The organism is Bradyrhizobium sp. 521_C7_N1_3, assembly GCF_052075975.1.
Taxonomy (GTDB): Bacteria; Pseudomonadota; Alphaproteobacteria; order Rhizobiales; family Xanthobacteraceae; genus Bradyrhizobium; species Bradyrhizobium japonicum.
The window spans coordinates 7,469,873-7,493,734 of the sequence record NZ_CP197232.1 but is presented as its reverse complement, the minus strand read 5'-3'; the positions used below and the strand labels follow the sequence as shown (position 1 = coordinate 7,493,734).

25 protein-coding genes are annotated in these 23,862 nt (G+C 64.2%); 8 read left to right on the top strand and 17 right to left on the bottom strand.

The features are described from left to right. Window positions 1–58: 58 nt before the first annotated feature. The 3 genes from AB7008_RS35370 to AB7008_RS35360 all read left to right on the top strand — a co-directional run bounded on the left by AB7008_RS35370 (window position 59) and on the right by AB7008_RS35360 (window position 3,298). Window positions 59–523: a group III truncated hemoglobin gene (locus AB7008_RS35370; RefSeq protein WP_304490774.1), complete on the top strand. Its 465-nt coding sequence runs from the start codon at window positions 59–61 to the stop codon at window positions 521–523. A 264-nt stretch (window positions 524–787) separates the two neighbouring features. Then, window positions 788–1,441, top strand: a complete 654-nt coding sequence (locus AB7008_RS35365; protein WP_304490773.1) for a ubiquinol-cytochrome c reductase iron-sulfur subunit — start codon at window positions 788–790, stop codon at window positions 1,439–1,441. A gap of 129 nt (window positions 1,442–1,570) precedes the next feature. Beyond that, complete coding sequence (locus tag AB7008_RS35360; protein ID WP_014493609.1) at window positions 1,571–3,298, top strand: methanol/ethanol family PQQ-dependent dehydrogenase; 1,728 nt, start codon at window positions 1,571–1,573, stop codon at window positions 3,296–3,298. 260 nt (window positions 3,299–3,558) lie between these two features. On the opposite strand, the gene AB7008_RS35355 is transcribed toward AB7008_RS35360, so the two are convergent. The 7 genes from AB7008_RS35355 to xoxF5 all read right to left on the bottom strand — a co-directional run bounded on the left by AB7008_RS35355 (window position 3,559) and on the right by xoxF5 (window position 11,473). Next, window positions 3,559–3,819, bottom strand: a complete 261-nt coding sequence (locus AB7008_RS35355) for a hypothetical protein (protein WP_028151274.1) — start codon at window positions 3,817–3,819, stop codon at window positions 3,559–3,561. Between the two features lie 55 nt (window positions 3,820–3,874). Further along, a complete protein-coding gene (locus tag AB7008_RS35350) occupies window positions 3,875–6,187 on the bottom strand; it encodes a molybdopterin cofactor-binding domain-containing protein (RefSeq protein WP_441260285.1) in 2,313 nt (770 codons plus the stop codon). 1 nt (window position 6,188) lies between these two features. Then, window positions 6,189–6,641, bottom strand: coding sequence for a (2Fe-2S)-binding protein (locus AB7008_RS35345; protein WP_014493612.1), 453 nt, complete (start codon window positions 6,639–6,641; stop codon window positions 6,189–6,191). Window positions 6,642–7,294: 653 nt separating this feature from the next. Further along, entirely contained in the window at window positions 7,295–7,858 is a 564-nt protein-coding gene (gene gfa, locus AB7008_RS35340) for an S-(hydroxymethyl)glutathione synthase (RefSeq protein ID WP_014493613.1), read from the bottom strand. A 33-nt stretch (window positions 7,859–7,891) separates the two neighbouring features. After that, entirely contained in the window at window positions 7,892–9,001 is a 1,110-nt protein-coding gene (locus tag AB7008_RS35335) for an S-(hydroxymethyl)glutathione dehydrogenase/class III alcohol dehydrogenase (protein WP_014493614.1), read from the bottom strand. A gap of 57 nt (window positions 9,002–9,058) precedes the next feature. Beyond that, window positions 9,059–9,580: a c-type cytochrome, methanol metabolism-related gene (locus AB7008_RS35330; RefSeq protein WP_080669521.1), complete on the bottom strand. Its 522-nt coding sequence runs from the start codon at window positions 9,578–9,580 to the stop codon at window positions 9,059–9,061. A gap of 81 nt (window positions 9,581–9,661) precedes the next feature. Then, on the bottom strand, window positions 9,662–11,473 hold the full coding sequence (gene xoxF5 / locus AB7008_RS35325) for a lanthanide-dependent methanol dehydrogenase XoxF5 (protein ID WP_028156726.1): 1,812 nt from the start codon (window positions 11,471–11,473) through the stop codon (window positions 9,662–9,664). Window positions 11,474–11,986: 513 nt separating this feature from the next. On the opposite strand from xoxF5, the gene AB7008_RS35320 reads away from it, so the two are divergent. Beyond that, window positions 11,987–12,955 carry a helix-turn-helix domain-containing protein gene (locus AB7008_RS35320; RefSeq protein ID WP_441260284.1) on the top strand — a complete coding sequence of 323 codons (969 nt, stop codon included), beginning with the start codon at window positions 11,987–11,989 and terminating at the stop codon, window positions 12,953–12,955. Between the two features lie 40 nt (window positions 12,956–12,995). Here the strand turns inward: AB7008_RS35320 and AB7008_RS35315 are convergent, their stop codons facing one another. The 6 genes from AB7008_RS35315 to AB7008_RS35290 form a co-directional block, all read right to left on the bottom strand. Beyond that, window positions 12,996–13,421, bottom strand: coding sequence for a hypothetical protein (locus AB7008_RS35315; RefSeq protein WP_014493618.1), 426 nt, complete (start codon window positions 13,419–13,421; stop codon window positions 12,996–12,998). A gap of 128 nt (window positions 13,422–13,549) precedes the next feature. Next, entirely contained in the window at window positions 13,550–14,551 is a 1,002-nt protein-coding gene (locus tag AB7008_RS35310; protein ID WP_014493619.1) for a Bug family tripartite tricarboxylate transporter substrate binding protein, read from the bottom strand. Window positions 14,552–14,651: 100 nt separating this feature from the next. Further along, complete coding sequence (locus AB7008_RS35305) at window positions 14,652–15,641, bottom strand: FUSC family protein (RefSeq protein WP_441260283.1); 990 nt, start codon at window positions 15,639–15,641, stop codon at window positions 14,652–14,654. Window positions 15,642–15,963: 322 nt separating this feature from the next. Continuing rightward, window positions 15,964–16,893 (bottom strand): transporter substrate-binding domain-containing protein, encoded by a 930-nt coding sequence (locus AB7008_RS35300; RefSeq protein ID WP_304490767.1) that lies wholly within the window; start codon window positions 16,891–16,893, stop codon window positions 15,964–15,966. Next, on the bottom strand, window positions 16,890–17,246 hold the full coding sequence (locus tag AB7008_RS35295; RefSeq protein ID WP_304490766.1) for a c-type cytochrome: 357 nt from the start codon (window positions 17,244–17,246) through the stop codon (window positions 16,890–16,892). Before AB7008_RS35295 ends, AB7008_RS35300 begins: the two co-directional genes overlap by 4 nt. 10 nt (window positions 17,247–17,256) lie before the next feature. After that, on the bottom strand, window positions 17,257–18,921 hold the full coding sequence (locus tag AB7008_RS35290) for a methanol/ethanol family PQQ-dependent dehydrogenase (protein WP_014493624.1): 1,665 nt from the start codon (window positions 18,919–18,921) through the stop codon (window positions 17,257–17,259). A 338-nt stretch (window positions 18,922–19,259) separates the two neighbouring features. Between AB7008_RS35290 and AB7008_RS35285 the strand changes: the two genes are divergently transcribed. The 4 genes from AB7008_RS35285 to AB7008_RS35270 all read left to right on the top strand — a co-directional run bounded on the left by AB7008_RS35285 (window position 19,260) and on the right by AB7008_RS35270 (window position 21,167). Beyond that, complete coding sequence (locus tag AB7008_RS35285) at window positions 19,260–19,652, top strand: EF-hand domain-containing protein (RefSeq protein WP_028156722.1); 393 nt, start codon at window positions 19,260–19,262, stop codon at window positions 19,650–19,652. Between the two features lie 171 nt (window positions 19,653–19,823). After that, complete coding sequence (gene pqqA / locus AB7008_RS35280; RefSeq protein WP_012029362.1) at window positions 19,824–19,904, top strand: pyrroloquinoline quinone precursor peptide PqqA; 81 nt, start codon at window positions 19,824–19,826, stop codon at window positions 19,902–19,904. A 24-nt stretch (window positions 19,905–19,928) separates the two neighbouring features. After that, a complete protein-coding gene (locus tag AB7008_RS35275) occupies window positions 19,929–20,834 on the top strand; it encodes a hypothetical protein (protein ID WP_441260282.1) in 906 nt (301 codons plus the stop codon). Between the two features lie 123 nt (window positions 20,835–20,957). Next, on the top strand, window positions 20,958–21,167 hold the full coding sequence (locus tag AB7008_RS35270; protein ID WP_014493627.1) for a hypothetical protein: 210 nt from the start codon (window positions 20,958–20,960) through the stop codon (window positions 21,165–21,167). Between the two features lie 10 nt (window positions 21,168–21,177). On the opposite strand, the gene AB7008_RS35265 is transcribed toward AB7008_RS35270, so the two are convergent. Genes AB7008_RS35265 through AB7008_RS35250 form a run of 4 tightly spaced genes read right to left on the bottom strand, consistent with a single transcriptional unit; the run spans window position 21,178 to window position 23,861 of the window. Further along, window positions 21,178–21,525, bottom strand: a complete 348-nt coding sequence (locus AB7008_RS35265) for a hypothetical protein (protein ID WP_014493628.1) — start codon at window positions 21,523–21,525, stop codon at window positions 21,178–21,180. A 25-nt stretch (window positions 21,526–21,550) separates the two neighbouring features. Beyond that, window positions 21,551–22,348 (bottom strand): pentapeptide repeat-containing protein, encoded by a 798-nt coding sequence (locus tag AB7008_RS35260; RefSeq protein ID WP_304490764.1) that lies wholly within the window; start codon window positions 22,346–22,348, stop codon window positions 21,551–21,553. 45 nt (window positions 22,349–22,393) lie between these two features. Then, window positions 22,394–23,134: an ABC transporter ATP-binding protein gene (locus AB7008_RS35255; protein ID WP_304490763.1), complete on the bottom strand. Its 741-nt coding sequence runs from the start codon at window positions 23,132–23,134 to the stop codon at window positions 22,394–22,396. After that, window positions 23,124–23,861 carry an ABC transporter permease gene (locus AB7008_RS35250; protein WP_038957639.1) on the bottom strand — a complete coding sequence of 246 codons (738 nt, stop codon included), beginning with the start codon at window positions 23,859–23,861 and terminating at the stop codon, window positions 23,124–23,126. The genes AB7008_RS35255 and AB7008_RS35250 overlap by 11 nt, the downstream gene beginning before the upstream one ends. Between the last annotated feature and the right edge of the window lies 1 nt (window position 23,862).

The following is a 23,862-nucleotide window of genomic DNA, read 5'->3' as shown; positions in this document are numbered from 1 at the left end:
GCTTTGCGGCGAGCCACCCTCTCCCACAAGGGGAGAGGGGAAGAAATGGACGAAGGACATGTCGGATCGATTGAAGGCCGAGCGCGAGGCGGCGGCCGCGCGGCGGAACCTGCTGACCCAGGATGCGATCGAGCGCACCGGGATCACCGAGGAGATGATCGGGGAGCTCGTCACCCGCTTCTACGGACGCGTGCGCGAGGATGCGCTGCTGGGGCCGGTCTTTGCGATCGTGCAGAATTGGGACGAGCATCTCGCCAAGCTCAGGGAATTCTGGTCGTCGGTCGTGCTGATGAGCGGTCGCTATCATGGTTCGCCGATGCGGGCCCATGTGCCGCTCAGCCTGATCGGCGATCATTTCGACCGCTGGCTCGATCTGTTCGAGCAGACCGCGCGCGAGGTCTGTCCGCCGCCGGCGGCCGCGCTCTTCATCGACAAGGCGCGTCGCATCGCCGACAGTTTTGAGATGGCGTCGGCGACCATCGCCGGCCGTATCGCCGCGCCGCGTCACGTGCTCCGGTCCTGACGACAGCAAATCTGCCTGTAAAACGTGCAGTTGTGTCGCTTCGAGGTTGTGCTGCGCGGCCAATAACGCGTTGCACCAATTCCGGTATCATCGGTCTGATCTGCAAAATCATCATGCCGATCGCGCGACGCGACGTTGCAATTGCAAATATGCGCTGGAACGCATTCATTTGCGTTCAACCAAAGCGAGCAAAGACATATTGATGCGCTGCGGCGCCAATTCTCCGCCTTTTTTTCGGCAGAGTTCCAGCGCCTGCTAACGTGCATGTCGCGCGCATCATTCAACACCACTCCCTCATCGTCCGAGAGCACCGCGGAACCTGACGTCGACGCGGGCGCAGAACAGACGCGGCGAACGCTGCTGCTTGGCGCGCTCGCCACGACCGCCTGCCTCGGTTGTTCCACGCAGGCGCGCGCGGGCGAGGATCCGCCAGGCTCCGATGAACGTCCGCAGAAGGGTGATCTCCTCGTCTTCTCCGAAGGCGACCAGGAGGGAAAGCTCATCACCGCGGCCGATCTCCCGGCCGGTGGACCGCCGGTCCATGCGTGGCCGAAGGATCCCAACACGTCGGTGGTGCGCAGCGCCTCGCGCCTCAACGAAATCCTGATCATCAGACTCGATCCTGCCGAGCTCGACGAGAAGACCCGCGCGCGTGCCGTCGACGGCATCCTGGCCTATTCGGCGATCTGCTCGCATGCCGGCTGTCCCGTCACCGCCTGGGTCAAGAGCGATGTGGGCGACAAGGATGTGTTCAAGTGCATGTGTCACAACTCCGAATACGATCCCCGCGAGGGCGCGCAGGTCGTGTTCGGGCCGGCGCCGCGGCGGCTTGCCGCGCTGCCGCTCGCGCTCGCTGACGGTTCGCTCAGCGTCGCCGGCAACTTCATCGGAAAGGTAGGTGGCGTGCAGCCAGGATGATGGACGGTGCGGGTTATGCCCGCGTCACGAGAGGCCGCATCCGCCGAGGGGCGGACGACGGGACGAACGACAAGAATTCAAAGCAAGAATTCAAACGGATGAAAAAGGGGAACGTCCATGAAAACTTCCATGACCAGGAAGCAATGGTTACTGTCCGGCTTCGTCGCCTTCACGTGTCTTGCCTCGACCGCCGCCGGCGCCGGCCCGATCGAGAATTATTCTCCCGTCACCGCGCAGCGGCTGGAAAATCCGGAGCCCAGCAACTGGATGCTCTATCGGCGCACCTATGACGGGCAGGGTTATAGCCCGCTCGATCAGATCAACACCTCGAACGTCAAGAATCTCACGCCGGTCTGGACGTTCGCCACCGGCGTGGTCGAAGGCCACGAGGCGCCGCCGATCGTCAACAACGGCGTGATGTTCGTGGCGACCCCGATGGGCCAGGTGATCGCGCTGAACGCGAAGACCGGCGACGAGTACTGGCGCTACAAGCGGCAGCTCCCCGACGATCTGTTCCAGTTGCATCCGACCAGCCGTGGTGTCGGCCTCTGGGAGGACAAGCTCTATCTCGCCACCACCGACGACCATGTCGTGGCACTCGACGCCAAGACCGGCAAGGTGGTGTGGGACACCAAGGTGCAGGATTACAAGAAGGGCCAGTACATGACCCTGATGCCGCTGATCATCGACGGCAAGGTCATCGTCGGCGGCTCCGGCGGCGAGTTCGGCGTGCGCGGCTATGTCGCCGCCTACGATGCCAAGGACGGCAAGGAGCTGTGGCGGACCTACACCATTCCGGGCGAAGGCGAGCCCGGTCACGACACCTGGCAGGGCGACGACTGGAAGAACGGCGGCGGCTCGGCCTGGATGACCGGCAATTACGACAAGGAGACCAAGACGATCTATTGGGGCGTCGGCAACGCAGCGCCGTGGCCCGGCGAGATGCACCCCGGCGACAATCTCTACACCTCGTCGGTGCTCGCGCTCGATCCCAGCAACGGCAAGATCAAGACCTATCACCAGTATCACCAGAACGATTCCTGGGACTGGGACGAGGTCGAAGCGCCGATGCTGATCGACCTGCAACGCAATGGGCGCAACATCAAGAGCCTGGTCCATCCCGGCCGTGACGCGATCTTCTGGGTGCTGGAGCGCACGCCGACCAAGATCAACTATGTCGCCGGCTGGCCGTTCGTCTCCACCGACGTCTGGAAGGGCATCGATGCCGAGAGTGGACGGCCGATCGTCGATCCCGATCACAAGCCGACCGTCGGCAAGCGCGTCGAGTTCTGTCCGTCGCTGTGGGGCGGCAAGGACTGGCCGTCGGCGGCCTACAGCCAGAAGACAGGCCTCGTCTACGTACCCGCCAACGAGAATTTCTGCGGCGGCTTTACCGGCGAGAAGCTTCCGCTCAAGCCCGGCGAGCTCTGGCTCGGCACCAAGCCGGAAGACATCGGCCTGAAGACCAAGCCTGGCGCCGATCATTTCGGCGAGCTCCAGGCCTGGGATCCCGTCACCGGCAAGAAGGTGTGGCAGCACAATTTCCCGAAGTCGCAGTTGTTCGGCTCGGTGACGGCGACCGCGGGCGATCTCGTCTTCGTCGGCGGCACCAACGACCGCAACTTCCGTGCCTTCAATGCCAAGACCGGCGAGCTGCTGTGGGAGCAGAAGACCAATTCCGGCATCATGGGCATGCCGTCGTCCTATGAAATCGACGGCACGCAATACATCGCGATCCAGTCCGGATGGGGCGTCGACGCGCAGCGCATCCAGGATGCGCTCGCGACCAACAATATCGGCATCGAATCCAATGTGCCGCAGGGCGGCGTGATCTGGGTGTTCGCGCTGAAGAAATAAGCTCCGCGGGCGCATCGAAGGAAGCGGAGCGTCAGGGGGCAAATGCGGCGGACGGCAACGTCCGCCGCATTTTGCGTGTGCGGTGCTCGCGCCACGAACTCGTCATGCCCGGGCTTGTCCCGCATGCGCGGCCGAAGTCGCTTCCGCGAGGCGAAGGCCCGGGCATCCACGTTCTTCGTGCCGCGGCAGAGGTCGTGGATGGCCGGGACAAGCCCGGCCATGACGGCGAGCGGCGGTTTGTGGGCGCAGGCGTTGGACCGCTACTTCCCCTGCCGATCCACCTTGTCCTTTTCCTTCTGGTTCATCTCCTGAACCTTCGGATCGGAGCTGGTCTGCCCGGTGGTCTGCGTGGTCGAAGGCGGCGGAGCGCCGGCGTTGGGAAGCGAGTTTTGCTCCGGCGCGGTGGGGCGCGTGGCGGTGGTCGGCGGGGTGGTGTTGCTTTGGGCGAACGCAGCCGTGGTCGTCATGAAAAAGGCGCCCGACAGCAACGAGACTGCGAGCGCCTTTGAGATGTTGGTCATCGATCTGCTCCTGTCAGATCGATGGAAACGGCGCGAGGCCGCTCAATGTTCCGCCTTAGGCCTCCAATTGCTTGCCGAGCGGAAGGCTGCGGATACGCTTTCCGGTCGCGGCGAAGATCGCGTTCATCAGCGCGGGCGCGAACGGCGGGACACCGGGCTCGCCGACGCCGCTCGGCGGCGTGTCCGGTCCGGGCGGGACGATGTAGACGTTGGTTACAAGAGGAGATTCATCCATCCTGAGGACCTGGAAGTCGTCGAAGTTCTTCTGCTCCACCTTGCCGTCCTTGAAGGTGATCGCGCCGTATTTGGCGACGCTCAGCCCCATGATCGCCGCGCCCTCCATCTGCGAGGCGATGCGCTCGGGATTGACATAGGTGCCGCAGTCGATCGCGGTGTCGACCCGGGGCACCGTCAGCTTGCCCTTCTCGTCGACGGCCACCTCGACGATGGTCGCGATGTAGCTGACGAAGCTGCGGTGCACGGCAATGCCGAGGCCGTGGCCTTTCGGCACCTGACGGCCCCATTCGCCCTTCTCGGCGACCAGCTCGACCACCTTGCGCAGGCGCGCGGTGTCGATCGGGTAGCTGTCATAGGGCTCGCCGTAGTTCCACATGTCCTTCACCGCCGGCTTGACGATGCGAGGACTGCCGATCAGCGCGAGCAGCGTCTCCTTCGGGTCGCGCCCGGTCGCCTGCGCGATCTCGCCGACCATCGACTGCACCGCAAAGGCCCGTGGGATGTTGGAGACCGAACGGAACCAGCCGATACGGGTGAACGCCGCGGCTTCCGGGTTCTCACAGGAGATGTTGGCGATCTCGAACGGCATGTCGACGAGGCCCATGCCGAGCTCGAAGGGTGCCTGGTGGTTTGCGCCCGCGGCGAAGGTCGAGGCGATTGTCGGGGCCACGCTGCGGTGGCGCCAGGCGATCACCTTGCCGTTCTTGTCGAGCCCCGCCTCGATCCGCTCGACCGAGACGGTGTGCAGGAAGTCGTGACGGACGTCGTCCTCGCGCGTCCATTGCACCTTCACCGGCGCGCCGAGCTCCTTCGACAGCAGTGCGGCCTCGAGTGCGAAGTCGCATTTCGACTTGCGGCCGAAACCGCCGCCGAGCAGCGTGACGTTCACCGTGACGTTGTCCTCGGGAATGCCGAGCGTCTTGGCGACGTCCTCGCGGGTGCCGCCGGGACTCTGCACCGGCGCCCAGATCTCCGCCTTGTCGCCCTTGACGTCGGCGACCGCCACCGGCGGCTCCATGCTGACATGGGCGAGGTGCGGCAGATAGTATTCGCCGACGACGACCTTGTCGGCGCCTTTCAGCGCAGCGTCTGCGTCACCCTCCTGGCGTACGACGAGGCCCGGTTTGCGCGAGGCTTCCTCGAGCTCCTTGCGATAGGCGACAGAGTCGTATTTGCCGTTGGCGCCGTCGTCCCAGGTCAGCTTCAGCGCGTCGCGGCCCTTGATCGCCGCGCCGGTGTTGCGCGCGATCACCGCAACGCCGCCGAGCGGCTGGAATTTCGACGGCCACGGCCAGCCGCGCACCTGCATCACCTTCTCTACGCCGGGGACCTTCAGCGCGGCGTCCGGATCGAATGAGGCCAGCTTGCCGCCGGTCACCGGCGGGCGTGCGATGACGGCATATTTCATGCCTGGTAGTCGCACGTCGGCTCCGTAGCGCGCCTTGCCGGTGGTGATGTCGTGGAGATCGACGATGCCGATCTCGCCCTTGCCGAGATAACGGAAGTCCTTAGGGTCCTTCAGCTTGAGGCCTTCGATGCTCGGCACCGATTGCTTGGCTGCGTCCGCGGCGAGCTCGCCGAAGCCGAGCTTGCGGCCGCTGGCACTATGGACGACCTCGTGGTTGACGGCCTTGACCTCGGTCGCCGGAACGCCCCAGCGCTTGGCCGCGGCCTGCTCCAGCATGGTGCGGGCGGAGGCGCCGATCTGGCGCATCGGGATCAGATAATGCCGCGTGCTGCGGGAGCCGTCGGTGTCCTGGTTGCCGAACTTGACCTCGTCGCCATGGGCCTGCTGCACCTTCACCCTGGACCAGTCGGCTTCCATCTCCTCGGCGACGATCAGCGGCAGGCTGGTGCGCACGCCGGTGCCCATTTCGGCACGATGGGCGAGGATGGTGACGGTGCCGTCGGGCGCAACGGCAACGAAGACGCGCGGATCGACCACGACGCCGTGCGGCATCTTGCCGGCGCCGGTCTCATAGGCAAACGCCTGGCGCGACATCACGGGAGCGGCGAGCACGAAGCCACCGGTGATGCCGAGCCCCTTCAGGATGCTGCGGCGTGAGACCTTCTCGACCTTGAGGTTCTTTTCGAAGCCACGGAGCTTCGTCGGGTTCTCGATGAAATTCATGTCACACTCCCGTCGATGCGAGATGGACTGCGTTCTCGATGCGCTGGTAGCAGCCGCAGCGGCAGATGTTGCCGGCCATCGCTTCGCGGATCTGGTCGTGTGACGGCTTGGGATTCTCCATCAGCAGCGCGGCGGCCTGCATGATCTGGCCAGCCTGGCAGAAGCCGCATTGGGGCACGTTGACCTGGCGCCAGGCCTTCTGGACGGGGTGGTCGCCGTTCGGATGCAGGCCTTCGATGGTGGTCACCTCGCGCCCGGCGACGTCGTTGATCGACGTGATGCAGGAGCGCACGGCCTCCTTGTCGACGATGACGGTGCAGGCGCCGCACAAGGCCTGGCCGCAGCCAAACTTGGTGCCGGTCAGCCCGGCCTCGTCACGCAGAAACCAGAGTAGCGGGAGATCCGGGTCGCCGTCCCAGCTCTGTTCCTGGCCGTTGATCTTCACCTTGATCATGATGGTCCCTCGCTCTTCATAAGCATGTCGATTTCAACATTGCCGACACAGGTCGGCGCACTGCCCGTTTCGTCGTGTCGCCGCATCCCTGCCTGGTCTCCTGCGCGGGCAGATCCCGGCAGCAAGCAGGAATGCGAATCGTGATGTCCGGATGTGCTCGATACCTCCCGTCTTATTCTTGATTGATTGAATTCGCGCGGCATCGTGACGACGCGATCGTAGCAGAGACCGCGCCGGCCCGGCGTTCACAGCCGGGTGTTCTTGACGGGAAAGGATTGCAACGAAGGTTTGTCAAAAGCAGGGCGCGACATCACGCCGCTGCGCCTGCGAAATGTGCACCACGAAAAAAAGCTTCGTCCGGCAGAGACTGCGCGGACGAAGCAGGATGCCTCAGTCGAGGGAGGGAGAAGCGCAGAGGCGCGGACTTCGAGGGGGAAGTGGGCGGCACTGCGCAGTCATTCAGAGACCAGGACTGAGGAGCTCATCTGAGGAGCTCTTGGCCCTCGCATCTTGTGTCGTGCGAAGCGGAAGCATCGCAGCGATTTGGTCGCGGCCGGACCGTCCGGCCCGCTGGCGATGGTCGGGGCCAGCGAGCGGACGGGCACGGCGAAGGTCTGGCGGCTCTGTTCAGGCGGCCTTGTCAAGCAGCCTTGTCAGGCGGCCTTGGCTTTCGCGACGTGGGTCGCGATCGCATCCATCAGCGCCGGCGACAGGCAGTCATAGGGCTCGAGCCCGATTTCCTTCAGCCGCGAGCGGATGCCTGCCATCTGTTCCGGCTTCACGCCGGATTCGATCACGGAGGAGACGAAGGCGGCGAATTGCGGCGCCTGCGAGCCCTGCTCCTGGAACAGCTCGGGATGGATGAAATCGAGGCCGTAGAACGGGTGGCCCTTGTTCTCGATGCGGCCGTACATGTGCGTGCCGCAGGCCTTGCAGGCGTAGCGCTGGATCACCGCCGAGGGATCGACGATCTGGAGCTTGTCGCCGTTCTCGGTCACGCTGACGTTCTGGCGCGGCACCACGGCGACCACCGAGAAGTTCGCGCCTTGCGGCTTCCAGCACTTGGTGCAGCCGCAGGCGTGGTTGTGGGCGACGTCGCCCTTCACCGCGACCTTGACCGGGTGGTCCGTGCATTTGCAGACCAGCGTGCCGCCGGCAAAGTTGCCGCTGCCCTGTTTGACGCCGTTATCGATCGAGGGATGGAGTGCAACAGTCATGGGTCGATCCTCCTTGGGTGTGACGCTTTCGAGCTAGAACACGACGACTGAACGGATGGATTTGCCCTCGTGCATGAGGTCAAAACCCTTGTTGATCTCCTCGAGCTTGAGCACGTGGGTGATCATCGGATCGATCTGGATCTTTCCGTTCATGTACCAGTCGACGATCTTGGGCACGTCGGTGCGGCCGCGTGCGCCGCCGAAGGCCGTGCCGCGCCAGTTACGCCCGGTGACGAGCTGGAACGGGCGGGTGGCGATCTCCTTGCCGGATTCGGCAACGCCGATGATGATCGAGGTGCCCCAGCCGCGATGGCAGGCTTCCAGCGCCTGGCGCATCACGGTGGTATTACCGGTGCAATCGAAGGTGTAGTCGGCGCCACCGTCGGTCAGGTTGACCAGATGCGCGACGATGTCGCCGGTGATCTTCTTGGGGTTGACGAACTCGGTCATGCCGAACCGGCGGCCCCAATCCTCCTTGGAGTCGTTGATGTCGACCCCGATGATCTTGTCGGCGCCGGCCATCTTGGCGCCCTGGATCACGTTGAGGCCGATGCCGCCGAGGCCGAACACGACCACGTTGGAGCCGGGCGTGACCTTCGCGGTGTTGACGACGGCGCCGACGCCGGTGGTGACGCCGCAGCCGATGTAGCAGCTCTTGTCGAACGGCGCGTCCTCGCGGATCTTGGCGACGGCGATCTCCGGCAGCACGGTGAAGTTCGAGAAGGTCGAGCAGCCCATGTAGTGGTAGACCGGCTTGCCCTTGTAGGAGAAGCGGCTGGTGCCGTCGGGCATCACGCCCTTGCCCTGCGTCGCGCGGATCGCGGTGCAGAGATTGGTCTTCTGGCTCAGGCAGCTTTTGCACTGCCGGCACTCCGGCGTGTAGAGCGGGATGACGTGGTCGCCCGGTTTCACCGAGGTCACGCCCGGTCCGATCTCGCGGATGATACCGGCGCCCTCATGACCCAGGATCGACGGGAAGATTCCTTCGCTGTCGAAGCCGTCGAGCGTGTAGGCGTCGGTATGGCAGATGCCCGTCGCCTTGATCTCGACCAGGACTTCGCCGGCCTTCGGTCCTTCCAGATCGACTTCGACGATCTCGAGTGGTTTCTTGGCTTCGAAAGCAACGGCGGCACGTGTCTTCATCGTAAACTCCTCAAATTCTCGCAGGACGCCACGAGGTGGTATCGGTCCTGGTAACCTTCATTTCTTGCCCATGCAGGCGTCTTCCGCCTTGGTGTAGGTCTCGTTCTTCTCCTCCTTCTTGGAGGGACGTTGACGGCCCCACGCCTCGTCGGAGCGGGCGCGCAGATAGACGTAGAGATCGTCCATGTAGCAGGCGACGTTCGGGTTGTCGCCGAAGGCAGGCATGACATTCTCCTGCGCGGTCGAAATGTTCTTGCGACCGGAGGCGACGACGCCGAGGAAGTCGCCATAGCTCATGGTCTTGACCGAATCCTTCAACGACGGTGCGTAGGTGGATCCCATGCCGTCGGGGCCATGGCAGACGTGGCAGTCGGAGTGATAGCGGCGATATCCGGAATAGGTGAACCAGTCCACGGTGCCGTCAGCCGAAATCTTGTAGGTCGGGTTTCCTTCCTTATCGAGCCACTTTCCGTCGTCTTCCTTCTTGACGGCGGCCGGGTCGCCCGGACCGTCCGCAACGGCAATTCCTCCCGAAGTCACGAAGATGGTCGCAGCGATGACAAAGCAGATTTTACGCAAGAGATGATCCTCGAAGGCATCAGGTGGAGACGAGCCGGCGCGTGGAGTTGATCCACGCGCCGGAGCGACACGAAGGGTGGGCTAGTTCGCCGCGGGCAGCGAGAACACGGTCAGCGTACCGCCGAGTGCCGTGTAGTTGCTGAGAGCCGCGTAGCCACCGACTGCGCCGAGACCGGCGGTCGGATCGGTCAGACCAGCTGCCAGACCGATACCGGCCCAGCCGCCCACGCCGGAGAGCACTGCGACATACTGCTTGCCGCCGTTCTCATAGGTCGTGACGTTGCCGATGATGCCGGAGGGAGTCTTGAACTTGTAGAGCTCCTTGCCGGACTTGGCGTCGACCGCCTTCAGGTAGCCTTCGAGCGTGCCGTAGAAAACCACGCCGCCGGCGGTTGCGAGCGCACCCGACCAGACCGAGAACTGCTCCTTGTTCGACCAGACGATCTTGCCGGTCTTGCCGTCCCAGGCGATGAAATTACCCATGTGGGTCTCGCCCGCCGGCGGATACATCGAGAGCGTCGCACCCACATAGGGCTGGCCCGCGGTGTAGCTCACCTTGAACGGCTCGTAGTCCATGCAGACGTGGTTGGTCGGAACGTAGAACAGCTGCGTGTCCGGCGAGTAGGCTGCGGGCTGCTCGTCCTTGGTACCGAGCGCGGCCGGGCAGATGCCCTTCACGTTGTGGTCTTCGCCGGCCTTGTCGGTCGACGCTGCGTCAAGCACCTTCGGACGGCCATAGGTCGCCGAGTTCTTGTCCATGTCGACGCCGGAAGTCCAGTTCACCTTCGGATCGTACTTTTCGGCGACCAGCAGTTCGCCGTTCTCACGGTCCATCGTGTAGGCGAGGCCGTTACGGTCGAAATGAGTCAGCAGCTTGCGCGGCTGGCCGTTGATCTGCTGATCCGACAGGATCATCTCGTTGACGCCGTCATAGTCCCACTCGTCGTGGGGCGTCATCTGATAGACCCACTTGGCCATGCCGGTGTCCGCGTCACGCGCGAAAATCGTCATCGACCACTTGTTGTCGCCCGGACGCTGCTTCGGATTCCAGGTCGAGGGGTTGCCCGACCCGTAATACACGAGGTTCAGAGCGGGATCGAAGGACATCCAGCCCCAGGTGCAGCCGCCGCCGATCTTCCACTGATCGCCTTGCCAGGTCTTCAGCGAGGAATCGGCTCCGACCGGCTTGCCGAGCGACGTTGTCTTGGCCGGATCGACCTTGATCTGGTCATCCGGACCTTCGGAGAAGGCGCGCCAGACCTGCTTGCCGCTCTTGAGGTCGTAAGCGGTGACGTGGCACTGCACGCCGAACTCGCCGCCGGAGATGCCGACCAGGACCTTGTCCTTGACGACCAGCGCCGCCGACGTACCGGTCTCGCCCTTCGCGGGGTTGCCGTTCGTCGCCGACCACTCGACCTTGCCGGTCTTGGCGTCGAGCGCGACGAGGTTGGTGTCGGCCTGATGCAGGATGATCTTGCCGTCACCGTAGGACAGGCCGCGGTTAACCGTATCGCAGCACATCACCGGGATGACGTTCGGATCCTGCTTCGGTTCGTACTTCCAGACGATCTTGTTCTCGTTCGAAAGGTCAATAGCATAGACCTTGTTCGGGAACGGCGTATGGACGTACATCATGTTGCCGATGATCAGCGGGCCGCCTTCGTGGCCGCGCAGCACGCCGGTGGAGAAGGTCCAGGCGACCTGGAGCTTGCCTACGTTTTGTGCGTTGATCTGGTTCAGCTTCGAATAGCGGGTATTGGCGTAGTCTCCCGCGGGCATCACCCAGTCTTTGGGATTCTGCGACATCTTGATCAGCTCGTCATTGGCTGACGCGCTGCCGACGGCGAGCATCGCCGCGGAGCCAAGATAGGTCGCCATTAGCACCTTGCGCATAGTCATTCCTCCGTTGGTCTCGTTTATTGTTTCCGAAGCATTGCTTAATCACCGGGCTTCTCGTCCGGCGTCTGCTCGTGCAGGGCGGTCACGTTTGGGACCAGAAACGATGCTGTGCTGTTTCCTCCTCCGGATGAGAGCTACGGGTCCACGTGCAGGAGAGGCCCGTTTTTGTTGTTCCTGCCGCAATCCCTAACGACTTCGTCATCGGGAAACTTGCCCAAGAGGGAAGCCGGTTTGCTCGACAGCGCACGGACGCGAAGTTTTTGATTTTGCAGTAGCGAATTCAGCGGCTTCCGCGCGGCTTCGCGACGCCTTCGACGCTCAGGTTCCCCTTGACGGCGCTGCAACTAAGGCGGAGGATTAACCGTCAAGGGTGGCAATGGAACGACCGCGATCGTTGCAAGAGACCGCTCAAATTCGAGGTAAACGTCACGCAATCATAGCTGAGGGCTCCGGCAGCGCTGGTTGCGATTCGCGTCGAATCTCCAGATGAAACCAGCGGCTGGATTAATGTCCGACACCATTCACACGCTCTCGACGACCGGCCTGACGCCGAAGCGGCAGATCCAGAGCTGGATCGACGGGCTGACAAGCCTGTGTGGGCATTTCGACGTCGATCCGCTCGAGGCGTCCTCGCTTGAGGGCCGCATCGACTACACCAGCGTCTCGCGCCTGAAGCTCTGCCAGATCGAGGTCAGCCAGCATCGCATCGCGCACACGCTGGCGCGCGCCAAGGCCAATGAACACCCGTACATCAAGATCCACTTCCAGACCTACGGCGTGTCCTATTTCGAGCAGGAAGGCCGCCACATCGAGCTGAACCCGGGCGACATCATCGCCTATGACGTCTCCTGTCCGCATTCCATCATCAGCCCCGCCTTCACCCGCCACGACGTGGTGATCGTGCCGAAGGCCTTGCTGCGCGACCGCGGATTCCCGTCGCAGCGGATGCCGGCCTGCAAATTGTCGGCGAAGACCGGGACGGGGAGGATCGCCCATGATTTCGTCCATGCCACCTTCGACGAGGCGGCCAAGCTGTCGGCGAACAGCGCGGTCGGTGTCGCCGATTCGCTGATCGACCTCTTGCTACTGCCGTTGCGCGAAGCGGACGCGATGTTCGATCGCGTCGGGCCCGAGGCGATGTATGTGCGCGCACAATTCTTCATCCGCGAGCACCTGCGCGATCCGGATCTGTGCATCGACCAGATCTCCGCCGAGCTCGGCTGCTCCAAGCGCTATCTGCACATGCTGTTCTCCGAGCGCGGCACCACGGTGAGCGACTACATCTGGCAGGCGCGCCTGCAGAACTGCCGCCAGGAGCTCGAGGCACACGGTGGCAAGACCATCACCGACGTCGCCTTCTCCTGGGGCTTCTCCAGCTCATCGCATTTCAGCCGCGTGTTCCGGAAATATTTTGGCGTGGTGCCGTCCTCGATCCACAAGGCCCAGCAGGGCGCCGCGGCCTCGGGCGAGCATTAGGCGAGCGCCGCAGCCGACGCGGGCCGCGCGGCGATATCTCTCAGGCCGATATGGCGACGTAGGGAATGCTGGTCACGAGAGCGACGAGCAAGACCGCGTTGCCCAGCATTCCGCTCCAATGCAGGCGTCGCAGCCGACGCGGAGCCTCGGCATCTCCGGCGTCCCTCGCGCGGAGCTGGTCGTCCATCCGTTGCATGAACCAGCGGCGTCCCCAGATCGCCAGGGCCGCGAGCAGGCCGACGCCCATCGCGGCGACCAGGCGACCGTCGAGCAGGAAAGCCAGCGCCCCGATCACGCCGGCGATGCGCATCACCAGAAAATGGGCGTTGAACATCCCACGCAATAGCTGGGCGACGGGCTGGATATCGAGCTTCACCAGCAGGAAGGCGGGCGAGGCCAGCGTGAAATAGCCCATCGGAAAGAGCAGGATGATCATGACGGCAACGGCGACGCCATCCGGTGTCATGCGATCGGCCTTTCTTGTCCGCCGGTGAGGGGGGCACCGGCACACAATCATAGCGGGAAAATGCCCTTCCGACACTAGGCTTTGGTCGGATGTCGGGCTCCGTTAGGACAGCCCGTGCGCCGCGCGGTTCAGGCCGGCTCGAGGCCGAGCGACCGCGCGCTCTCGATCCAGATCGGCAACTCGCGCTGATACAGGGCATTGGTCTCCTTGAAGCCGATTGCCGGCTCGAGCACGAAGGTCGCGAGAACCTCCTTCACCTTCGGATCGCTGTTGGCGGCGACGCAGAGTTCCGCCAGGCGGTCGACGACCGGCTGCGGCGTCGCCTTCGGCACGGCCCAGCCGGAGAAGCCGCTCACGGTGAAGAATTTCGACGTTGCGCCCTGCTCCGGGAGGGTCTTGATGGCGGGGATCGCGTCGACCTTCTTCGAATGCACGGCGAACACGGTGCCACGGTCGCTTTGCAGGACGGACTGCGCAGCTGTGTAGCTGCCCATTGCGGCATCGAGCGTGCCTTCCAGCATCCCCGTCCACATCGGCGCTTCGCCGCGGTAGTGAACCGGCTCGATGGAAAGACCGTACTGCTTGTTGAGCTCGTTGATCGTCATGTGCGGGGCCGAGCCCGCGCTATACGTGCCGAAGTTGACCTTGCCGCTTTTGCGCGCGAAGGCGACGAAATCCTCCAGCGTTTTGACCCCGGTCTTGGGGTTCGCGACCAGCAGCAGGCCGGCGCCCGGAATGACACTGACCAGCGTCAGGTCCTTGTCCATGTCGTAGCCGGGATTCTTCATCACGACCCGGTTCATGATGTAGGTGGTCGAGATCGAGCACAGGATGGTGTGGCCGTCGGGTTCGGCGCGGGCGACCTCTGCGGTGCCGATCGCGCCGGAGGCGCCGGGCTTGTTCTCGACCACGACGGTCTTGCCGACCTGCTTGGAGATGAATTCGCCATAGGCGCGCGCGAGCAAATCGGTCTGTCCGCCGGCGGGATAGCTGCAAATCATGCGGATCTGCCGCGACGGCCAATTGCCTTGCGATGCGCCTTGCGCCGAGGCGCCGCGCGCGACGAAGGGCATCGCGAGTGCACTGGTACCGGCAGCGATGAAGTGGCGGCGATCGAATTTTGCGGGCATGATTCCCTCCTGATTTTTGCCGACCCTACTGCATCAGGCTGGGGTGGTAGGCGAGACAGATTGGCGCATTCGACAGGGCCGCGCGATGCCCATGTGCGCGTCATCCGGGCGATCGGGTCTTCCGCATCACCCGCAGCCAGACGATCTCGGTCAGGGCTACCGCAATCAGGCCGAACGTACCGCCGATCAGCACGTTGACGATGCGCTCCTCGGCGATGCCGATGGCGCCGCCGGCAAAGGATGCGGCGAGCGCGATGAAGAAGCAGCGCAGGCCGAAGCCGACGACGTAGCGGGAGAACGAGATCAGGGTGAGGGTGGCGGCGAGAATCGCGATGGCGTAGCCGACGCGGCTTTGCGGCAGGGCAAGGCCGGCGAGAAAGCCGAACGGCGCCCCGACGAAGGCGCCGATCGCCCGCTGCTTCAGCTTGCCGGTGGACGCCGTGAGGTCGCCAACCACGACGCTTGCGGCCGACCACATCACCCATTGCCCCTGCGCGAGGTTGAAGATCTCGACCAGGGCGGCTGCAGCAAAGACCGCCATGGCGGTTGCCGCTGCGGGCAGAAACCAGTCGGCGGCGGGCGGTCCGAACGAGGTCGCGGCATTGCCGCGCAGCCGCTGGTCGCAAATCTGAATAGCGCAGACGAGCGCCAGCGCGATCGGAGAGGAGGCGACGATCACGCCGGCATGACTTATCGCTTCTTCGGCGCTCACGCCCTCCCGCACCTCGCAGGCGAGATAGACGGCGGGGATGAACACCCAATTGCCGAGCGTGCGGAAATGTTCGCCGTAGCGCGTCCCCGCCACCGCAAGGAAGCCCGCGAGTGCCGTCAGCACCACGAATAGCGGCTTGACCGGAGCTGCAAGGAAAAGCGCGGCAAAGGTGACGAGGATGGCGAGATAATGCCACGCGACGACTTTTGGCGGAAAGTGCTGCCTGAGCGCCGGAATGAGCAGCGAGACCGCGACCAGCCCCAGGTTCAGCAGCGCCGTCTCGCGCGAGATGAAATAGGCGGCGACCATCGGGCCGACGACGATCAGCGCGCGCAGGAGCTCGCTGGTCTTGACTTCGCGGGAGAGAAGATCGCGCAAGTTTGTGGCAGAAGGGATGGTCGGAGAATTCACAGGGCACCAAAGGGGCGAATGAAGCATGACGCGTAGCGCCGGACAACGCCCGCACCTTAGCGCGTGGGGCGATAGCCACGCCACGCCCTCGCTGTCATCGCCCGGCTTGACCGCGCGATCCAGTACTCCAGAGGCGCTTGCGATTGAATCGGGAGGCCGCGGCGTACTGGATACCCCGCCTGCCGCCTACGCTAAAGCTTCGGCGCCCCTGGACCTCAACCCCGGCGAAGCCTTGGCGTAGCCGGGTCGCGGGGCATGACACCGGTGATGTGACGGCACGTGTGGCTACCTACCGCTGAATGATCTTCGCCCAGACATCGCCGAGCACCGCAGGCTCGCGCGGCGGCAGATAGGTGAGGCCGGCCTGCTTGCCGAACTCGGCGATCTTGCCCTCGGCGGCAAGGCTGGTCAGCGCCTTGTTCACCGCGTCGATCAGTGCGCCATCGCTGGCGAGCCCGACATAGCCGCGATTGGCGCCGATCGGATAATAATAGCCCGACGCGGTGATCGTCGTGTCGGGATGTGCGGCGCGGTGGGCGTCGAAGCGGCCGAGGTCGATCAGCGTCGCGTCATGGTCGCCGCGCTGGATCGCGCCGAGGAGATCGTCGCGGCCGGGGACGAGATGGGTGATGCTGTCGATCAGGCGGCCCTTGTCGAAGGTCATCAGGATGGCATCGCCCAGCGAGCCGCTCTCGATCGCAAGACGAAGGCCGGCGAGGTCGCCGATGTCGCTGATCTTGCGGCCCTGCGCTTTCGGCCCGAGTACCACCGTCATCGGCGAATAGACGTAAGGCTGGCTCGGCGCGAGCACGCCGAGCGCGACGCGGCGGCGCCGGTCATCGCGCGTGGCCCCGGCGAAATCCGGCAAGCGTGCCGTCTTCATGCCGGGCTTGACGAGGGAATCCGTCGTCAACGCATAGCCGCCGACCAGCGAGCAGCGCCCATCGGAGAGCAAGGCGTTGGCCTCGAGCTGCGGGCTCGAATCCTCGTCCAGCTTGCTCTCGAACCACTGGATCTTCAGCGGCCGGCCGATCCGGTCCGCGATCGCCTGCGCCAGCAGCACGTCGAAGCCTGAATCCGGCTTGCCCTTGTGATGCATCGAGAGCGGCGGCCGGTCCTCGTCGAGGCAGACCTTCAGCGGCTCGTCGGCCGCGCGCGCGGCGGTGGTCGCCGCCGCGAGGATCGCGGCGACGCTCCATGCGGCGAGCCAGGCTCTCATGGCTTTCTCCTGCTCGAGACGAAGGCCCAGAGGTTGCCGATCTCGTCGTCGCTCAAAATGTCAGCCCAGGGCGGCATCTTGTTGTTCTTGCCGTTCTTCACCGTGGTGACGAAGCGCGTCTTGTCGTCGGGAAAGACGCGTAGGTCCGGCGTGATGGTGCCGGAATTCATCATGTTGGGGCCGTGGCAGTGCGAGCACTTCGAAGCATAGGTCGACTTGCCATGATCGATCTGTGCCTGCACGGGATTGCCGGTTGCATCGTCCGCGGCACGAACGGTCGCCGCAAGCGCGACCGTCAGCACCGCGACGGTGGCGATCGTCGCCACCGTCTTGTGAGATATGTCCTTCAGCATCGGGCCGTGGTTATTGCTTGACCGCAAAAACCCACAGCGAGCCGCCGGGCGGCACCTTGGCAAGCCGCTCGTCGCCGGAGAACAGCGAGTAGACGCCGCCATAGCCGGAAGTGACGGCAATGTACTGCACGCCATCCTGCTGCCAGGTCACCGGTTGCCCCTCGATACCGGAGCCGGTCTGGAACTGCCAGAGCTTCTTGCCGGTGTCGGCGTCGAAGGCCTCGAACTCGCCGGTCAGCGCGCCCGTGAACACGACGCCGCCCGCGGTCGACAGCACGCCCGAGAAGCGCGGGATGTCGCTCGGCGCTTCCCACTTGGCCTTGCCGGTCATGGGATCGATCGCCTTCAGATGACCGCGCGGGCCGTCACCCCACTCCCAGAGGTCGGTGAGGTCCATGCCGAGATACCATTCGCCCTGCTTGAAGGTGACGGGCTCGGTCTTGTACCTGCCGCCGAAGGCGAGCGTGTTGGCATAGGCGAGGCCGGTCTGCGGATTGAACGACATCGGCTCCCAGTTCTTGCCGCCGAGGATCGACGGATAGACGGTGACCTTCTTGCCGTCGCGCGCGTCCTTCGTGACGTCGGTCTCGATCGGCTTACCGGTCTTCATGTCGACGCCGGTTGCCCAATTCACCTTCACGTAAGGATTGGCCGCAAGCAGCTTTCCGTTGGTGCGGTCAAGCACGTAGAAGAAGCCGTTGCGGTTGGCGTCCATCAGCACCTTGGTCGGCTTGCCCTCGACATTCATGTCGGCGAGGACCATCTCGGCCACCGAGTCATAGTCGAACGGATTGTTCGGCGAGAACTGGTAGTGCCACTTGATCTTGCCGGTCTTGGGATCCATCGCCAGCACGGAGCAGGTGTAGAGGTTGTCGCCGGGACGCACCGCCGAGTTGAACGGTCCGGGATTGCCGATGCCCCAATAGACCGTGTTGAGCTCGGGATCGTAGGAGCCGGTGATCCAGGTCGAGCCGCCGCCGAGCTTCCAGGTGTCGCCCTTCCAGGTGTCGCCGCCGGGCTCGTCGGGCGAGGGGATCGAATGGGTACGCCAGAGATGCTTGCCCGTCGCCGGATCCCAGCCGTCGATGAAACCGCGGGTGCCGAACTCGGCGCCGGAGATGCCGGTGATGACGACACCGTCGGCGACCAGCGGCGCCACCGTCATCGAATAGCCTTCCTTGATGTCGGCGGCCTTCTGTCGCCACAGCTCCTTGCCGTCCTTGGCATCGAGCGCGATCACGTTGGCGTCGAGCGTGGTGCGGAAGACCTTGCCGTCATAGAGCGCGGCGCCGCGGTTGATGATGCCGCAGCAGACGATGCGCGGCGTCTCGGCGGGATACTCGACCTTGGATTTCCAGATCTGCTTGCCGGTCTTGGCGTCGACCGCCATGGTCGCGTTGTGCGAGGTCACGTAAATCACGCCCTGGTACACCAGCGGCTGCGATTCCTCGCTGCGATCGTCGTTGAAACTGTAGTTCCAGACCGGGACGAGATTCTTGACGGTGTCCTTGTTGACCTGGTTCAGCGTCGAGAAGCGCTGCAGATTGTAGCCCATCCCGTAATTGAGAACGTTCGATGTATCGGTCGCGCCCTTGACCAGTTGCTCGGTGGTCTGTGCGCTCGCACAAGTCGATGCAAGCATGACGAGGCTCGCGGCCATCGCAAAGCGTTTCATCCGTTCCTCCCAATATGCGCGCCTTTTGACGCTGCGGGAGCAACACTCCGCCCGAACGCAAAACACGTCAATACGAAAGTCGTAAGTGCGTCGCCGATATGTTGGATGCCAGATGCCGGTCACCTGACGGAAACCTGACAACCGACTTTCACTTGTGCGCAGACGCTGAAAAAATTCCGTGGCATGAAGCAGTGGCGGCTTCGGCCGCTCTGCTCCGGCCGTCGGGTTCCGCGAGTTGTGCGGTGCGCAGGTTGCAATTCCGGACTTGAACCGGGGCTCGCTTGTAGACTTATGTCGTTTCGATCCCCTACGAATCGGGGGCTGGTCAGGAGGGTTTGATGATTTCACGTCGCTCAGTTGCGCTTGCGCTCACGATTGCAGTGCTGTCCGGTCCAGCGTGGGCTGCTTCCGGCAACGCCGTAAAGATGTTCGATACCGACAATGACGGCACGCTCGATCTCGCCGAGGTGAAGAAGGCGGCCGCCGCGCTGTTCGCAAAGCTCGATCCCGATCACGACGGCACGCTGGACGCGCGCGAATTGCGCGGACGGTTAACGGCGAAAGAACTCGCCGCCGCCGACCCCGATCACGACGGGACTCTCACGCTCGACGAATATCTCGTGGTGGTCGAGCAGCGCTTCAACGCAGCGAATCCCGACAAGGATGGAACGCTGGATGCGAAGGAGCTGAACTCGCGCGCCGGCCGCGCGCTGCTGCGCTTGTTGCGGTGAGAGACGCGGCGCTTGACTGGGAGCGAAGCCGATTTGCCCGAGAGGGAAATTCGCGAGCATAATGCGACAGTTCGCTGTGTTTGCGCTTCGATTCCAGGCTTGCGCTGCACCTGACGCAGCCCTAGGTTTTGCCCCGCGCGATGTCGCGCTCAATACCCTTGGGAGACCCGAATGGCTTGGAAAGCTCCGAAGATCGTGGAAGTGCCGGTCGGCATGGAAATCAACATGTACGCCTGCGCTGCGCGCAAGTAAGACTGACGACCTGCCGCGGCTTCGATGGCGGACGCCGTCGAAGCCGTGGTAGTGTTGGCAATGCGCCTTGGAGCCCACACGATCTGGACGGCAATCGCGTTCGGTGTTGCGCTTGCACCGGCGTGTGTCAGTGCCGAAGAGGGCTTCGATACCGAGCACATCTTCGGCTTCATGATCGGCACCGACGTCGGCAATCCCGGCGAGCGCGAATTCCAGACCCAAACGACAGGGAGCTTCGGCAAGGGCGGCGGTACCTATCGCGCCCTCCAGCAGGAGGTCGAGATCGAGGTCGTGCCGCTGCCGAACTTCCGTGTCGAGGTCGGCGGCACTGCCACGCTCCACGACATCACCGGCGTTCCCGATATCGACGACCGCCGCCAGTTCAATTTCCAGGGCGCCTCGCTCGACCTGCGTTACCGCCTGCTCGACCGCGAGCGCGCGCCGTTCGGGTTCACTGTCGCCGCCGAACTCCATGGCGATCGTATCGACGAGACCAGCGGCGCGAAGGGACGGATGTACGGCTCCGAATTCACGTTCGCTTTCGACCGTGAGCTGATTCCGAACTACGCCATCGCAGCGCTCAATCTGATCTATCAGCCGGAATGGGCGCGCTTCGAGGTGGCGGGGGTGTCCGAGAAGAGCTCGACGATCGGCGCGGCCTTTGGCGCCCTGGTGCGCGTGCGTCCCAATTTTCTGCTCGGTGGGGAGATGCGCTACTTCCGCCAGTACGAGGGCATCGGCCTCGGTGAGTTCTCGGGGCAGGCGCTGTTTGTCGGTCCGACCGCCTATTTCCAGCTATCGGAGAAGTCGCGGCTCACCTTGAGCTGGAGCATGCAGGCCTGGGGCCGCCCGGCCGCATCAGGCGGCAATCTCGACCTCGTCAATTTCGAGCGCCATCAGGCGCGATTGGTGTTCGGGGTAAACTTCTAGGTGTTTGTTCCGCCTCTGCCCGCGCGCAGAGAGAGGGAACATCCCGTCCGTTTGAAACTTCCCGCTCCTCGGAACGTAATCTTTCGTGCTACTCTCCATTGTCCCTTGCGACAGGATCCCGGCATGAACCCGATTGACCTGGTGGTGACTGTGTGTGCGGTGCTCTCGCCTGCGACCTGCGAGGAGCAGCATCTGGTGTTCAACTTTGCGGGGTCGCCGAGGCAATGCGTGATGGCTGCGCCGCCCTATATCGCACAATGGGTCGGCGACCATCCGAAGTGGCAGGCGGTGCGGTGGCGCTGCGAATATCCCCACCCGAACGACAAGGCGTGAACCGCCTTCGTTATTTCGTGCAGTCCTTCAGGTCCTTGTCGGCGATCGAGAACACCGCGTCCGCCTTGATCTCGATGTCGCGGACGACGCATTGCCGCGCATTGGGATAGCTGACCCTGGCGTCATAGCGGCCGGGCTCGACGCCGGTGATGCGCAGCCGCTCGTCGTGGTCGACTTCCTTGTCCTTGTCGTTCAGGCACTGGTTCGGGCCCCACTCGGTCTTGCCGGCGGGCGAGAGCTGGAAGCCGGAGATCGTCTCCGTCGTCAAATTCCAGAGCCGGATGCCCTTGCCCTTGCTTTGGGCGGCGGCTTCGCCGGCCAACGTCAACAACGCGATCAAAGCCAGAAACCAACGCATCAGCCGATCCTCCCAAAGGCGCCCGTTATTCCCTGATCAGGCGCTCGCGGTTCTTTGCCTTGTCGAAATTCCTGGCGCGGTCAAGGCCGATCGGCGCGATCAGCTTCGCCGAGGCAAGATCGGCGCCCTCGAAATCGGTGTCAGTGACGGTGGCTCCGGTCAGGTCGGCGCCGCCGAGCTGAGCATTTTTGAGCGACGCGCCGGTCAGGTCGGCTCCCTTGAGGGAGGCAAATTCGAGATCGACGCGCGACAGGTCGGCATTGCGCGCGTTCAACCCTTCCAGATTGGCGGATCGCAGCACGGCGCGCATCAGCCCCATCGACTGGTTGCGCATATCGGCGCCAAGATGCGCGTCCGCAATCGAGGCGCCGAGCAGGCTTGCGCCGGTGAGGTCGGCCGCGATGCGAGCACCGGTCAGGTCCGCGCCGTCCAGACGCGCGCGCGCCATCTGCGAGGCGAACAGATTGGCGCCCTTCAGGCTCGCGCCGGCGAGATCAGCGTCCAGCAGCCAGGCCTGATCGAGGATCGCCTGATCAAGACGGGCACCGGCGAGTTTTGTCTTGTTGAGCCGTGCCGCACGAAGGATCGCCGTGGAAAGGTCGAGACCCGAGAGATCGAGCCCCGACAACCGCTTGCCGGTGAAATCGGCCGGCGCCCCGGCGCCGGCTTTGGCCAGGATGGCCTCGATCTCCTGCCGGCTCATTTCCGCGGAGACCATCGCGGGTGACGTGAGGTCGACGTCACGCATCATGTCCTGCGCGCTCGCCATGGTCGCGACGAGAGCGAGGCCAAACGTCATGAGGGCGACCATTCGCTTCATCATCAGGCTCCGCTACGGGCCCTGTTTAGCACGCGCTTTGCGTGGCTCCTATGAGGCATCACGCCCGTCGCGTTCGCCGCCATGTTCACCCTGGGTCCTCGCCAGGAGGCCCGCCTTGATCGTGGCGATCTCTGCGTCGCCGCGTGCGCCACGCGGGATGCCGATCGGCACCTCTGCCAGAATTCGCGCCGGCTGCGGCGACAGGAAGAACAAGCGGTCGCCGAGGCGGACCGCATCGTCGAGGCTGTGGGTGACGAGCAGCGTCATCATGGGGCGGCTTGCGACCAGCGTCGCGATCTCGTCGCGCAGGCGGCTGGCGAGCGCGTCGTCGAGCGAGGCGAGGGGCTCGTCGAGTACGAGCAGATCGGGCTCGACCGCGAAGGCGCGGGCCAGCGCGACGCGCCGGGCCAGGCCCAGCGACAATTCGCCGGGAAAATGGCTGCGATGCGCTTCCAGCTCCAGGATCCTGAACAGCTCCGACAGCTTCGCCTCGGAGATATCAGGAGCCGCAAGCCGCACATTCTGCTCGACCGAGCGCCACGGCAGCAGCCGCGGCTCCTGGAACACCATCCCGATCCGCGCTTCCGGCGGACGCGCGATGGTCCCCTGGAAATCGCGGTCGAGCCCGAGGATGATGCGCAGCATCGTGCTCTTGCCGCAGCCGGAGGGGCCGATCAAAACGCCGACCTCACCGGATTGAAGCGCGAAGCTGACCGGGGCCAGCACCTCGTGCGTTTCGCCCGCGGCGCTCCTGAATGTCTTTCCGGAGATATCGACTTCAAGCCGCACGGGGCCGCCACCGTGTTGCGCGGGCTTCGAACGGCTGCACCAGCAAGGTTTCGATGACGAGCACGACGGCCGCGAAGGTGAGCGAATAGGCCAGCAGTCGCGGCGTGTCGAACAGCTGGAAGGCGACGCCGATCTCGAAGCCGACGCCGTTCGGCCGTCCCAGCAGTTCGGCCACCAGCACGATCTTCCACACCAGCGACAATCCGGACCGGGCCGAGGCTGCGATATAGGGCGCAAGCTGCGGCAGCACGACGTGGCGGAACGCGCGCCAGCGCGGCATCGCGAACACGGTGGCCATCTCGTCCAGCGAACGGTCGAGCGCGCGCGTGCCCTCGCGCAAGGTGACGATGGCGGTCGGCAGCTTGTTGATGGCGATCGCCGCGATCGCGGCCGCTTCGGTCAGGCCGGCCCAGATATAGGCCAGCACGATCACGACCAGCGCCGGCAGGTTCAGCAGCAGGATCAGCCAGGGATCGCCGAGCCGGTCGGCGAGCTTCACCCGTCCCATCAAATAGCCGATGGCGCTGCCCAGCGACATCGCCAGCACGAAGGCGAGCGCGACGCGCGCCAGCGTGGCGCCGAGATGCAGGAACAGGGCGCCGCTCGATGCTTCCGCGATGATGACGTTGAGCACGGCAGGCGGGGAGGGCAGCTTTGCGCCGCCGACGAACAGCGCCGCAATCCACCAGGTCGCGAGGAACAGGGAAAACGAGAGAAGACGCAGCACC